This is a genomic window from Brevundimonas sp., from assembly GCF_016463485.1.
In the GTDB taxonomy this organism is placed as follows: domain Bacteria; phylum Pseudomonadota; class Alphaproteobacteria; order Caulobacterales; family Caulobacteraceae; genus Brevundimonas.
Genome location: NZ_JAEMRD010000100.1, coordinates 1 through 12,635 on the forward strand (window position 1 = coordinate 1; position 12,635 = coordinate 12,635).

Sequence of the window (12,635 nt, forward strand, 5' to 3'; positions counted from 1 at the left end):
CGTAGTCGGCGCTGTCGCAGTCGGCGGGCAGCGGGGCGGGCAGGGGCAGGTCGATGACCGGCAGGGCGCGGGCGAAGACGCCGACGGCGTCCGAGGGCTCGCTGACGGTCTGGACCGGCGCATGGTCGGCCAGAAGGCGGGCGTCGCCGATGACGGCGAAGGGCGCGCCGGACCCGCTCAGAGCGCGCCAGGCGGCGGCGACGATCTCCGGACCCACGCCGGCCGGTTCTCCGAGGGTGAGGACCAGCGGGCCGATTGTGGCAGGCCGGGCATCCTCGGAGGGGGGCATGGAGGTCTCCGGGCTTACTTCAGTTCGATCAGGGCGTCCGCGCGCAAGTCACGGATGTAGCGTCGCGCCAGCATGGCCAGATTCTGGTTCTGGAGGCGACCCTCGACCTGCTGATAGGTCGGGGCGTCTGCGCCGCCGACCCTGCGACCGCAGACGGCGACCAGGTGGACGCCCAGTGGCGTGCGGACCGGGGTCGAGACCGTGCCGACCTCTGCGGTGCGGGCGACCTGCTGGAACTGGGGGGCCAGGTTGGCGACGTCGGCCTCGCCCAGGTCGGAGCCGAGCAGGCCCTGTTCCGAGGTGGCGCGCGCCAGCATGGTGTCGCACGTCAACTGCGGCCGCAGGGCCTCCAGCCGGGCGGTGGCGGCGGCGACATCGGCGGGCGAAGCGGTCTCGGGGGCCTCGATCATGATCTGCTTGAGCGTCACCAGGCTGGTGGCGGCGCCCGACCGCTTGTCGCGCATGTAGATGATGTAGACGCCGCCCTCGACCGGGATGGGGCGCGACAGCTGGCCAACCTCAAGCTGGTCCAGGGCGACCTGGAGCGCCGGTTGCACGGTCCCCTGGACGACCCAGCCGGCGTCGCCGCCGCGCGGGGCGGAGGGAGCGGCCGAGAACTGGCGGGCGACGGCCTGGAAGGGGGCACCGGCGACCATCTGCTGGACCAGCTGTTCGGCACCGGTCGCCGCGGCCTGCTGGCCACCGACACGGGCAGCCTCAATGTAGATTTCGCCGATCAGGTACTGGGGCTTGGAGGCGGCCTCGGTGACCTGGCGCATGGCCTGATCGACGGCGGCGCGGGACACCTTGGCGCGGTTGTTGAAGCGGCCGCCGACCAGGGCGCGCCAGCCGATCTCGGTGCGCAGCTGTTCGCGCATGTTGCGGGCGCGGATGCCGCCCTGTTCGAGGAACTGCATATAGTTGGCCGGGGTCGTGCCGGCGTCCTCGGCCATGCGGGCGACCTCTTCATCGACCTCGGCGTCGGTGATCGTCAGGTCGGGGTATTTGGCGATCTCCTGGACCTGGAGGCGCTCCTCGATAAGGGCGTTCAGGGCCTGCTGCTGGATCGCCGGGATGTTCTCCTCGGTCGGCTGGACCTGGCTCATGGCGATGATCATCAGCATGCGCTGGCGCAGATCGAAAGAGGTGATGATCTGGTCGTTGACCGTGGCGATGATGCCCTCGGACAGCTGGAACTGCGGCGGGGCGGCCGGCGGGGTCGCAGGCGTCTGTTCGGCAGCGGGGTTCAGCGTCCCGGCGGCGGCCGGCGCGGGCGTCTGCACAGGCGCAGTCTGGGCGAGCGCGCCCCCGGCGACGAGCGCGGCCAGGGCGACGCCGGTCGAACAACGAATCAAACGCATGGTCAGTCCTGGTTCCTCAAAGCGGCGCGGTCTCGACCCCATATTCGGGGAGGTCGCGCCCCATCAAGCGCCTTGCTCAGCGCCTGTCGTCTCGCTCATAGCCTGTACCGCCAAAAGTGGCGAGGTTTAGGCGTACATAGACCCCCTCGGACGGGCCTGACGGCCTGACGCGGGTGTTGTCCTGGCGGAATCCGATCTCGAAGCGGAAGCAGTCGTCGTCGAACAGCAGGCCGACCTCCGAGCGGGTGATCAGGTCGCGCTCCAGATCGGCGATGCCCGTGACCGCCACGCCCCAGTTGCCATAGACGAACTGCTGGCCCGCCAGCTGGACAAATTCATAGTTCCGGTTGAGCGGTCCCGACTGCGGGTTGGAACGATCGACGATGTAGCTGACGGCGGCGACGTTGCGGCGGCCCCAGGTGGCGTCGACGGCGGCCTCGGCACGGCGGACGTTGCCGGAGCTGTCGAGAGTGGCGTGACCCCAGCCCCTGACCCCCTGCGTCGGCGCGAAACTTCCCTGGACGACCCAGTCGGAGGTGGTCGAGGCCAGGCCGGACGGGTCGTACAGCCGTGCGGGGGCGTCCGGCACGGGAATGCGGAAGGCGGTTTCCTCGTCGGAGCGGACGCTGCGACCGATGAACAGGCTGGCGGTGCGACCCTCGTCCCAGCGCAGGGTGGCGCGGGCCCCGGCGGTCAGACGGCCGCCGCCCTCGTAGACGTCGTAGCCCGGCAGGCGATCGACGCGGAACAGAGAGGTCTCGTCCAGCTCGAAGGTCTGGGTGTCCTCGATCGGGATGCGGGGATCCAGGTTGGGCTTGTTCGAGATCGACAGCTGGGCCAGGGGCTCGATGACGATGTCCGAGGTCGCCGACAGCCGCTTGATCAGGGGGTAGGCGACGTCGATGCCGGCGGTGACGCGGCCGCGCGTGATCGTCGTGTCCTCAAGGCTCAGAACGGGCGGCAGGTCGGAAACCGAATAGAAATCGGCGCGGGCGTCCAGAAACGGCTCGAACCGGATGCCGCCGGGCGAGATGATCACGCGGCGCCAGTCCGTCTGGAACGTAAGGCGGCGGCTGTCGACCCCGTCGGTGATCGTAGGGACGGCTGCCATGGGGGGCAGGCGCAGCACCGGTGCGCCGACATAGGCGTCGCGGGTGAGAGAGACGGCCGAACTCTTGAGTCTCAGGCGGCCGCCCAGGATCCGCTCGACCGGCTCCCAGCGCGCATCGACGAGCGGCGCTACGACCGGCAGGGTGTTGTCGTCCTCGAAGATGTTCAGCGCCGGGGTGATCGGGTTGAACTGGTCGACGCGCAGGCTCTGGATCGAGAAGGCGGCGACCGAGACATAGGACCGCGCGGTCTGGCGCTCGGCGTAGAGTTGGCTGATCAGGCGGCGCTGGTCGCCGTAATACAGGCCGTTGTCCTGATAGGGATCGCGGACGTCGTAGCGGTCGAACAGGGTCTTGTCCGAGACCCGCTCGGCCGTGAATCCGGCGCGCCAGGGACCGGCGGGATCCCAGCGGCCGTGGGCCAGCAGATAGCTGCGGCTGGTGCGGTCGCCGAAGTCGACGTTGCTCTCGGCGTCGCCGTCGCCGTCGAGGTCGAAGTCGCCGAAATTCTGCGCATAGGTATAGCCGCCACGGGCCACGATCGAGGCATCGGCGAACCGCCTGCGCCACTGGAGGTTCAGCAGGGGCAGGACGGCCGTGTTGAACTGGGGACTGATCAGCCAGTCCTCGGACGGGGAGACGACGTGCAGATAGGGCCCCTCGACCGACAGGCCCCGGCCTTCGTCATAGTTGACCGAAGGCACCAGGAAGCCGGAACTGCGCTCGACGGTCGGGTCCGGCACAGCAAAGGCAGGCAGCCAGAAGACCGGAACGCCGCCGACGCGAAACAGGGCGTTGCGGAACAGGATGGCGCGCAGTTCCTCGTCCTGAACCACCTTTTCGGCCTGGATGGAGATCGAGGGGGTCTTGGGGTTCCCCTCGGCGTCGCAGATCGGGCAGGGGGTGAAGAGGGCGTAGTTCAGCTCGTTGACATTGGCCGAGCGGCGTACGGCGGTCGCGGCCATCAGGCTGGCCCCGTTCGACAGCCGGGTCGCGAAATCGACGGCGACCCCGGCGTTGAGATCGGAATCGAGCTCAAGATGGCTGGCGTAGACGGTGTCGCCTTCTGGACTTGTCAGCTCGACCTTGTCGTCAGCCGTGCCCGCACCGGAGGTCATGTCGTAGGTCACGCGACCGGCGCGCAGGGTGTGGGACTGAAAACGGGCGAGGACGCGTTCGCCGTCGCCGAGCGCCGAAATCACGTCACCCTCGCGGGTCGCGGAGCCGGCCTCGATATAGACGGCGCGGGGCGGCAGGCCGTCGGGGCCGGGCTGGTCCGAGGGAGGTGTGGTCGCAGGCGAAGTCTGGGCCTGAGCGGCGGTGGCCAGAGTGAGGGGCAGGCAGGCGAACAGGGCCACGCCGGCGAGGAGCCGGGTGCGGGACCCCTGCCGCTGGGAGGCGCTGCCGTTACGCTGCTTCAAGACCGGTTTCCGCTCGTTCGTCGTCAGGCCCCCGCCTGGAGGGTCGCTTAGCCGTCTTCGGTATAGAACAGCAAGGTGAAGGCGGCGAGCGCCGTCAGCACCGCCGGCAGCCAGGCGGCCAGAAAGGGCGGCACCACCTCGGCCGATCCGAAGGCGGCGGACGCCTGGTTCAGGAAGAAGAAGGCGAAGCCCAGGACCACAGCGCTGACCGCCATCTTGGCCAGGTCGCCCAGTCGCATGAGGCGTAGAGAGAAGGCCGCGGCCAGGATCGACATGGCGGCGAACATCAGGGGCGTGGCCAGCAGTTGTTGAAGGCGCAGGCGATAGGCGGTGGACGAGAATCCTGCGTCCTCGATCCGCTGAATCTGGCCGGGCAGGGACCAGAAGGGCGTCGACTGGGGCCGGGCGAATCGCTCGAACGCCTCTTCGTCGGCCAGGCTGGAGGGCAGGTCGAGGGTGGCGTAGCGCATCGCACGCTGGCCGGTCTGGGCCCCGACGGCATCGACCAGCCGCCAGCGCCCGGCGCTGAGGGCAGCGGATTTCGCGTCGATCCGCTCGGAAAAGGCGCGGCGGCCTTCGGGATCGGTGGCGTAGATGAAGAAGGTCACGTCCAGCAGTCGGGCGTTGGCCCGGTCTTGGCGACCGGCGCGGATCACCATCTGGCGCTGGCCTTCGCCTTCGCGCAGCCAGACCGCCTCGCGATCGGCGGACCCGGCGACGGAGCCGGAGATGCGGGCACGCTCACGCTGGAACAGGCCGTCCGCCGAGGCGGCGAGGGGGCCGATGGCGGTGACGGTCAGGACGCCCAGCACGAGCGCGCAGGCGGCGGCCGGCAGCACGAACCGCCAGGCCGAGACACCGGCCGCGCGCATGGCGATCAGTTCTGACCGGCGGTTCAGGCCCACGAAGGCGGACAGGGTGCCGAAGAGGAAGACGAACGGCAGAAGCTGCACGATCACCGCCGGCGATTTCAGCATCATCAGGCCCAGGATGCGCAGGCCTGACAGATCGGTGTCGGAGCCGAGGCCTCGCGAAATCTCCACGAAGTCGATCAGCATCACCAGGGCGGCGATGACGGCCAGGGCCACGCCGAGGGCGCGCAACTGCTGGATCAGGACGTAGCGTTCGATGCGGCCGAGCCGCAGGCGGATCGGCGTGTGGTCGCCGCGCAGGGAAATCCTCATGCGAACCTCGCCTTCAGACGCTCGAGTGCCGGAGAGCGGCGGCCGGGCTTGAGCGCACGGAACAGCATCCGAAGGGCCAGGGCCGCTGCGATCAGGGGCAGCAGATACTGGAACAGATTCAGCCAGCTGTTCCACGCGCTGGCCGCCACGATGCCGTAGCCGAAGACTCGCACCAAGAGGAAGATCCCCGCCGACCTGGCCATGCGCCAGCCATAGCCGGTGCGGCTGAAAGCGCCGCCCATGATCGCCGACAGGGCAAGGGCCATGGCGGTCAGGGCATAGAGGGGCGAGGACAGCCGCGAATGAGCCTCGGCCAGCAGTTCGCCGCGCGATCCGCTCATGGCCACGATCTCGGGCGTCGGGTTGAACAGCTGACCCATCCATAGGTCGGAGGGCTTGTAGCGGATGGTCTCGCGGCTTTCGGTGAAGGGGGTCAGATCGAAGGGAAAGCGGGCGAAGGAGAACTGGTTGAGCACGCCGTTGGAAGAATATTCCTGCATCGAGCCGTTGGTCAGGGTCAGGAAGGGCTGGCCCTGGACTTGTTCAAAGCGGGCCTCTGCCGCATCCCAGGTCCGCACCCCGCCCCTGCCGTCGGCGAGATAGACGAACAGGTTCTTGAGCAGGCCGTTCTGCTCGATCTGCTGGACATAGACGGTCAGGCCGTCGGGTCCCTGGACGAACCGGCCTTCCTCGACCAGCAGGGCGGCCAGGTCGGTACGGATGGCATAGGCCTGTTCGCGCGCGGTGCGCTGTGACCAGGGCTGGATCAGAACGGTCATGACCAGGGTGACGACAGCGGCGATCGCGGCGATGCGGGCGGCCGGCGAGATGACCTTCCACCGGGTCATGCCGCTGGCGAAGGCGGCGGTCAGTTCCTGTTCCCGTTGCAGCCGGGTCAGCGCGATCAGGGCCCCGACGAACAGTCCGATGGGCAGGATGACCGAAAACAGCTGCGGCAGGGCCAGCAGGGTCAGCTTGACCATAACCCAGACGCTTTGTCCGCGTTCGACGATCACCTCCAGTTGATCCAGGCTCTGCGACAGCAGACCGATTCCCGCCAGCGCGGCGCAGGCGGCCACCACGGGAACGCCGATCTGTCGGAAAAGATAGCGTTGAATCAGGGTCATGGAGCGTGAAGCGATCACCCGTGTTGCGGGCGCGGGCGATGGGGAGCATCTAATACACACCCGGGAGGCTCGCGGACAACCGCTGGGCCGACCCACCTCAGTATCAATGACCGGGCCTGAAAGTCCGGCTGGAGTCGCGTTTCATGAAGATCGAATTCGTCGCCGTTTCGGGCGTCACCGATGTGCTGGCCGTCCTGGTCGGCGACGGCCGCGTCCTGGCCGGCAAGGGCCCCGAGCACGATGCGGCAACCGGCGGGGCCCTGGGCCGCGCCATGTCGGCCGGCCGGTTCACGGGGGCGGAGAACACGACGCTGGTCGTGGCCGGACCCAGCGGGGTCGAGGCCAAGACCGTGCTGCTGGTCGGCACGGGCAAGGACGACCTGACCGAGGCCGGCATCGAAACGGCGGCCGGCGCGGCCTACCATGCGGTGAAGCTGTCTGGAGCCGAGACCCTGACGCTGGATTTCGGGCATCTGACGCCCGAGCAGTCGGCGCGAGCTGCGTTCGCCGTGCGGCTGGCCGCCTATACGTTCAACAAATACCGCACCACGCTGAAACCCGAGAAGATCGCCTCGGTGACCACGGTGCGGATCGTGACCTCGGACCTGCGCGCCGCCGAAGCTGCCCATGAGCCTATGTCGGCGGTGGCCGATGCGGTCGTGTTCGCGCGCGATCTGGTCGCCGAGCCCGCCAACGTCCTGTATCCGGCCGAGTTCGCCCGCCGGATCAAGGATCTGGAGCGGCTGGGTCTGAAGGTCGAGATCCTCGGCGAGGCCGAGATGGAAGCGCTGGGGATGTGGACCCTGCTCGGCGTCGGCCAGGGCAGCCGTCGCGAGAGCCAGCTGGCCGTGATCCAGTGGAACGGCGGCGAGCCGGGTGCGCAACCGCTGGCCTTCGTCGGCAAGGGCGTCTGCTTCGACACCGGCGGCATCTCCATCAAGCCCGCAGAGGGCATGGAGGACATGAAGTGGGACATGGGCGGCGCGGCTGCCGTGGCCGGACTGATGCACGCGCTGGCGGGTCGCAAGGCCAGGGTCAATGCGGTGGGCGTTCTGGGCCTGGTCGAGAACATGCCCGACGGCAACGCCCAGCGGCCCGGCGACGTGGTCATTTCGATGTCGGGCCAGTCGGTCGAGGTGATCAACACCGATGCCGAAGGTCGCCTCGTCCTGGCCGACGCCCTCTGGTACACTCAGGACCGGTTCAAGCCGAAATTCATGATCGACCTGGCCACCCTGACGGGCGCCGCGATCGTGGCCCTGGGGCTGGACTATGCGGCGCTGTATTCCAACGATGAAGCGGTCGCCGGACCGATTTTCACAGCGGGGGAAAAGGTCGGCGAGAATTTCTGGCGGATGCCCCTGCCCAAGCAGTACGAAAAGCACATCGACAGTGCGATCGCCGATGTGAAGAACATGGGCAACGGCCGGGCCGGGGGTTCGATTACGGCCGCCCTGTTCCTGCAGCGGTTCGTCAACGGCACGCCCTGGGCGCATCTGGACATCGCGCCGACCGCCTGGGTGTCCAAGTCGACGCTCAACACCGTGCCGGACGGCCCGGTCGGCTTCGGCGTTCGCACGCTGGACCGGATGGTGGCGGATTCGTACGAAGGCTGATGAGGGCGCAAACTCCTTCCCCCCTTGCGGGGGAAGGTGGCAGGCGGAGCCTGACGGATGGGGGGGTGGAACGGACCGCCAAACGGCGTAGCTTCGCTGTATGGCGATCCATCATTCCGATCGTGCCCACGTCACCGCCCGTCGGCTTCGCAAGTCGCCGACACAGGCGGAGGCTGTCCTGTGGACGCAGCTTCGCGGGAAGGCGGTCGATGGGCTGCGGTTTCGCAGGCAATCGCCGATCGGGCCCTATGTCGTTGATTTCGTCTGTCTGTCGCAGCGGTTGGTGGTCGAGGTCGATGGAGGCATCCATGATTTCCGGGAGGCAGAGGACGCAGTTCGCGATGCCTGGCTGCTCGAGCATGGGTTTCGGGTCATGCGATTTCGCAACTCAACCGTGGTTGAGCGGATGGACCTCGTGCTGGCGGGGATACGGGCAGCGATTGACCCCCCACAGAGTGGCGGCACCCCCCATCCGTCAGCCTCCGGCTGCCACCGTCCCCCGCAAGGGGGGAAGGGTATGAGTACGGAATTCTGGTTCTATCACCTGGAGCGGTCGTCGCTGGATCAGGTGTTGCCTGAACTGCTGGACCGGACGCTGAAACGCGGCTGGCGGGCGTTGGTGAAGGTCGCCGACGCCCATCGGCTCGAGGATATCGACGAGCGGCTGTGGACCTGGCGGGACGACAGTTTCCTGGCGCATGGCCGGGCCGACGAGCCCCATGCGGAGCGCCAGCCGATCCTTTTGACGGGGAAATCGGAGAACCCGAACGGCGCTCAGGCGCTGTTCATCGTCGACGGCTCTGAACTGGGCGACACGGAAGGTTACGCGCGATGCTTCATCATCTTCGACGGTCGGGACGAGACGGCGCTGCACGGCGCACGGGAACGCTGGCGGGTGCTGAAGGGGCAGGGTGCCGACCTGGCCTACTGGAAGCAGACGGACGAGGGCTGGCAAAAGGCGGCCTGATCGCGGTCCTGTTGCTGGGCGCGTGTTCGACGCCCGCCGCTGCGCCCCCGCCCGCTCCGGCCGTGGTCGCCGAGGCCGAGGCGACCCAGCCCGTGGGCTCCAAAATGCCCGATGGTGAGCCCGACCTGTGCAAGGCGTCCGAGCTGCAGTGGCTGGTGGGGCGTAACAAGCGGGAGATCCCGGTACCGGTCGATGTCGTCAACCGGCGTGTGGTCTGCACCACCTGCGCGGTGACGATGGACTTCTCGCCCTATCGCCAGAACATCTTCTTCAACGCCGAGACGGAAGTGGTGGAGCAGGTCCGATGCGGATGAGGGCGTTTGCAGCGATCGCAGGTCTCGCCGCCGTGACGGCTTGTGCCGAAACGCCCGCGCCGGGCCCGACGCCGGGCGGGCCGCAGCGGTGCGATGCCGAATCGGCGAAGTCGCTGATCGGCTCTCACATGGGTGCGGTGGACTTCGCGCCGGGTGCCAATGTCCGCATCGTCTGCACGACCTGCCCGACGACCCGCGACTATCGCCCGGACCGGCTGAATGTCCGCTTCGATGAGGCGACCGGCATCATCAAGTCCGTCGATTGCGGCTGAGGGGACCCGTCAGCCGACCGGCGTCGCCGACGGATTGATGGCCAGCAACTGGACCCGGAACAGCAGGGTCGAGTTGGCCGGGATGTCCGATCCCATGGCGCGGGGGCCATAGGCCATGTCGGCGGGGATGACGAAATCATAGGTCTCGCCCACGTGCATCAGGGCGACGCCCTCGGTCCAGCCGCGGATGACGCGGCCCAGCGGGAACTCGGCCGGCTCGTTGCGGGCAAAGGAACTGTCGAACTCCTGGCCGTTGATCAGGGTGCCGCGATAGTGGACGCGGACGACGTCGGCGGAGGTCGGCATCGGGGCATTGGGCTGGGCACGGCCGACACGCTTGTACTGCAGGCCCGAGGGGGCGACGTTCCAGCCGCGGCGGGTCGAGGACCAGGCCAGATAGCCCCGTTGCGCCGGAACCCAGGACGACGCATCCGACGGCGCGGCCATCAACAGCGTCTCGGGCGGGCCGGAGGCGCAGGCGGACAGGGCGGCCGAGAGGGCCAGGGCGGCGGCGAGAGCGATGCGTTTCATGGCGGCGAAGCTAGCAGCGGTTTCCATCGGTGCGAAGTCGGCTTCTCGCGAACGGCGCGACGGTCAAGCGCCCATCTGAAAAAGTAACGCTTTCCCTGTGGATCGGTCTTTATTTCGCCGTCAAAGCGAGTATACGTCCGCGTTCCGCAATCACCTCCATGATTCCGCGCGAAAGCGCCGAGGCCCGGTCCGTCGCCCTCCGACCGAGCGAAGGCGTGGCTCCTTTTCCCGAGGAGCTCACAGATTTCAGGCTTCCTGGACCGTTTCGCGGTCCGAGGGTGGGAGCCGAAACCGATTGTCACGGCCGCTGAAAAGCGCGTCGTGCCGCTGCATTTCTCCCACGGGTCACGCCGTGCGGACTGGGAAACATTGAATGACTGACGTCCTGAACGGTCTCGCCATCAACGGTCAGATCGCATCGGCTACGACCTTCACCGGCAAGAAGCGGATCCGCAAGTCCTTTGGACGCATCCCCGAAGCCGTCGAGATGCCGAACCTGATCGAGGTTCAGCGCGCCTCCTACGAACAGTTCCTGCAACGCGAAGTGCGCCCCGGCGTCCGCAAGGAGCAGGGCATCGAGGCGGTGTTCAAGTCGGTCTTCCCGATCAAGGACTTCAACGAACGCGCCGTTCTTGAATACGTCTCCTACGAGTTCGAGGACCCGAAGTACGACGTCGAGGAATGCATCCAGCGCGACATGACCTATGCCGCGCCGCTGAAGGTCAAGCTGCGCCTGATCGTGTTCGAGGCGGACGAAGAAACCGGCGCCCGCTCGGTCAAGGACATCAAGGAACAGGACGTCTACATGGGGGACATCCCCCTGATGACGGACAAGGGTACGTTCATCGTCAACGGCACCGAGCGCGTGATCGTCTCGCAGATGCACCGTTCGCCGGGCGTGTTCTTCGACCACGACAAGGGCAAGACCCACTCGTCGGGCAAGCTGCTGTTCGCCGCCCGCGTGATCCCGTACCGCGGCTCGTGGCTGGACTTCGAGTTCGACGCCAAGGACGTGGTGTTCGTTCGTATCGACCGTCGCCGCAAGCTGCCGGCGACGACCTTCCTCTATGCCCTGGGCATGGACGGCGAGGAAATCCTGCGCACCTTCTATGAAACCGTCCCGTACGAGAAGCGTGGCGAAGGCTGGGTCACCCCCTACAAACCGGAACGCTGGAGGGGCGTGAAGCCCGAGTTTGACCTGGTCGACGCCGACACCGGCGAGGTTGTCGCCGAGGCCGGCCAGAAGATCAGCGCCCGCGCCGCCAAGAAACTGGGTGACACCACCAAGTCGCTGTCGCTCGCGGCCGACGCCCTGGTGACCCGCTACCTGGCCGCCGACGCCGTCAACTACGAGACCGGCGAGATCTATGCCGAGGCTGGCGACGAGCTGGACGCGCCGACGATCGAGCTGCTGGAAGAGCGCGGCTTCACCACGATCGACGTGCTGGACATCGATCACGTCACGGTCGGCGCCTATATGCGCAACACCCTGCGGGTCGATAAATCGGCCGGTCGCGAAGACGCGCTGTTCGACATCTACCGCGTGATGCGCCCCGGCGAGCCCCCGACCCCGGAAGCGGCCGAGGCGATGTTCAACTCGCTGTTCTTCGACGCGGAACGCTACGACCTGTCAGCCGTGGGCCGGGTCAAGATGAACATGCGTCTGGAGACCCCCGAGGTTTCCGATGAGATCCGCGTCCTGCGCAAGGACGACGTCCTGAAGGTCCTGCAGATCCTGGTCGGCCTGAAGGACGGCCGCGGCGAGATCGATGACATCGACAACCTGGGCAACCGCCGGGTCCGTTCGGTGGGCGAGCTGCTGGAAAACCAGTACCGCGTCGGCCTGCTGCGCATGGAGCGTGCCATCAAGGAGCGCATGTCGTCGGTCGATATCGACACGGTGATGCCGCACGATCTAATCAACGCCAAGCCGGCCGCCGCCTCCGTGCGTGAATTCTTCGGCTCGTCGCAGCTGTCGCAGTTCATGGACCAGACCAACCCGCTGTCCGAGATCACCCACAAGCGTCGCCTTTCGGCGCTTGGCCCCGGCGGTCTGACGCGCGAGCGCGCGGGCTTCGAGGTCCGCGACGTTCACCCGACCCACTACGGCCGCATCTGCCCGATCGAAACGCCGGAAGGCCCCAACATCGGCCTGATCAACTCGCTGGCGACCCACGCGCGGGTCAACAAATACGGCTTCATCGAGAGCCCGTACCGGCGCGTGAAGGACGGCATCGCCCAGAACGAGGTGGTCTACATCTCGGCCATGGAGGAGTCGAAATACACGATTGCCCAGGCGAACATCGCGCTCAAGGACGGCGAAATCGTCGAGGATCTGGTCCCCGGCCGGATCAACGGTGAATCGCAACTGCTCAACAAGGCCGACGTCGACATGATGGACGTGTCGCCGAAACAGGTCGTTTCGGTCGCCGCCGCCCTGATCC

Annotated in this window: 10 protein-coding genes and 2 pseudogenes; 6 read left to right on the forward strand and 6 right to left on the reverse strand. The window is 67.3% G+C overall.

Annotated elements, in window-relative coordinates:
* The 5 genes and pseudogenes from JHC99_RS13235 to JHC99_RS13255 form a co-directional block, all read right to left on the reverse strand.
* Positions 1-289: pseudogene (locus JHC99_RS13235) on the reverse strand (4-hydroxythreonine-4-phosphate dehydrogenase); the annotation flags it as partial.
* Positions 290-303: 14 nt separating this feature from the next.
* Entirely contained in the window at positions 304-1,650 is a 1,347-nt protein-coding gene (locus JHC99_RS13240; protein ID WP_292154853.1) for a peptidylprolyl isomerase, read from the reverse strand.
* Positions 1,651-1,726: 76 nt separating this feature from the next.
* Positions 1,727-4,180 carry an LPS assembly protein LptD gene (lptD, locus tag JHC99_RS13245; protein WP_292154854.1) on the reverse strand — a complete coding sequence of 818 codons (2,454 nt, stop codon included), beginning with the start codon at positions 4,178-4,180 and terminating at the stop codon, positions 1,727-1,729.
* A gap of 47 nt (positions 4,181-4,227) precedes the next feature.
* On the reverse strand, positions 4,228-5,364 hold the full coding sequence (gene lptG, locus JHC99_RS13250; protein ID WP_292154855.1) for an LPS export ABC transporter permease LptG: 1,137 nt from the start codon (positions 5,362-5,364) through the stop codon (positions 4,228-4,230).
* Positions 5,361-6,491 (reverse strand): LptF/LptG family permease, encoded by a 1,131-nt coding sequence (locus JHC99_RS13255; protein WP_292154856.1) that lies wholly within the window; start codon positions 6,489-6,491, stop codon positions 5,361-5,363. The genes lptG and JHC99_RS13255 overlap by 4 nt, the downstream gene beginning before the upstream one ends.
* A gap of 143 nt (positions 6,492-6,634) precedes the next feature.
* Here JHC99_RS13255 and JHC99_RS13260 point away from each other — a divergent pair, with 143 nt between their 5' ends.
* From JHC99_RS13260 to JHC99_RS13280, 5 genes and pseudogenes are all read left to right on the forward strand, one after another.
* The gene (locus tag JHC99_RS13260) at positions 6,635-8,107 is read left to right on the forward strand and encodes a leucyl aminopeptidase (RefSeq protein WP_292154858.1); all 1,473 of its coding nucleotides are present in this window, start codon (positions 6,635-6,637) and stop codon (positions 8,105-8,107) included.
* Positions 8,108-8,207: 100 nt separating this feature from the next.
* Positions 8,208-8,537 (forward strand): annotated as a pseudogene (locus tag JHC99_RS13265) (DUF559 domain-containing protein); the annotation flags it as partial.
* Between the two features lie 87 nt (positions 8,538-8,624).
* Positions 8,625-9,074 carry a DNA polymerase III subunit chi gene (locus JHC99_RS13270; RefSeq protein ID WP_292154863.1) on the forward strand — a complete coding sequence of 150 codons (450 nt, stop codon included), beginning with the start codon at positions 8,625-8,627 and terminating at the stop codon, positions 9,072-9,074.
* Positions 9,075-9,085: 11 nt separating this feature from the next.
* Positions 9,086-9,388 (forward strand): hypothetical protein, encoded by a 303-nt coding sequence (locus tag JHC99_RS13275; RefSeq protein WP_292154859.1) that lies wholly within the window; start codon positions 9,086-9,088, stop codon positions 9,386-9,388.
* On the forward strand, positions 9,379-9,660 hold the full coding sequence (locus JHC99_RS13280) for a hemolysin (protein WP_292154860.1): 282 nt from the start codon (positions 9,379-9,381) through the stop codon (positions 9,658-9,660). The genes JHC99_RS13275 and JHC99_RS13280 overlap by 10 nt, the downstream gene beginning before the upstream one ends.
* Positions 9,661-9,669: 9 nt before the next feature.
* Here the strand turns inward: JHC99_RS13280 and JHC99_RS13285 are convergent, their stop codons facing one another.
* Complete coding sequence (locus tag JHC99_RS13285; RefSeq protein ID WP_292154861.1) at positions 9,670-10,191, reverse strand: FKBP-type peptidyl-prolyl cis-trans isomerase; 522 nt, start codon at positions 10,189-10,191, stop codon at positions 9,670-9,672.
* 373 nt (positions 10,192-10,564) lie between these two features.
* Between JHC99_RS13285 and rpoB the strand changes: the two genes are divergently transcribed.
* The coding region (gene rpoB, locus JHC99_RS13290) for a DNA-directed RNA polymerase subunit beta (protein WP_292154862.1) at positions 10,565-12,635 on the forward strand (2,071 nt) is incomplete at its 3' end.

What these genes read in the sequence shown, in the direction of transcription:
- JHC99_RS13255 (WP_292154856.1), bottom strand. Translation starts at nt 6,491, where the DNA reads ATGACCCTGATTCAACGCTATCTTTTCCGACAGATCGGCGTTCCCGTG.
- JHC99_RS13240 (WP_292154853.1), bottom strand. Translation starts at nt 1,650, where the DNA reads ATGCGTTTGATTCGTTGTTCGACCGGCGTCGCCCTGGCCGCGCTCGTC.
- JHC99_RS13260 (WP_292154858.1), top strand. Translation starts at nt 6,635, where the DNA reads ATGAAGATCGAATTCGTCGCCGTTTCGGGCGTCACCGATGTGCTGGCC.
- JHC99_RS13280 (WP_292154860.1), top strand. Translation starts at nt 9,379, where the DNA reads ATGCGGATGAGGGCGTTTGCAGCGATCGCAGGTCTCGCCGCCGTGACG.
- JHC99_RS13270 (WP_292154863.1), top strand. Translation starts at nt 8,625, where the DNA reads ATGAGTACGGAATTCTGGTTCTATCACCTGGAGCGGTCGTCGCTGGAT.
- JHC99_RS13285 (WP_292154861.1), bottom strand. Translation starts at nt 10,191, where the DNA reads ATGAAACGCATCGCTCTCGCCGCCGCCCTGGCCCTCTCGGCCGCCCTG.
- lptG (WP_292154855.1), bottom strand. Translation starts at nt 5,364, where the DNA reads ATGAGGATTTCCCTGCGCGGCGACCACACGCCGATCCGCCTGCGGCTC.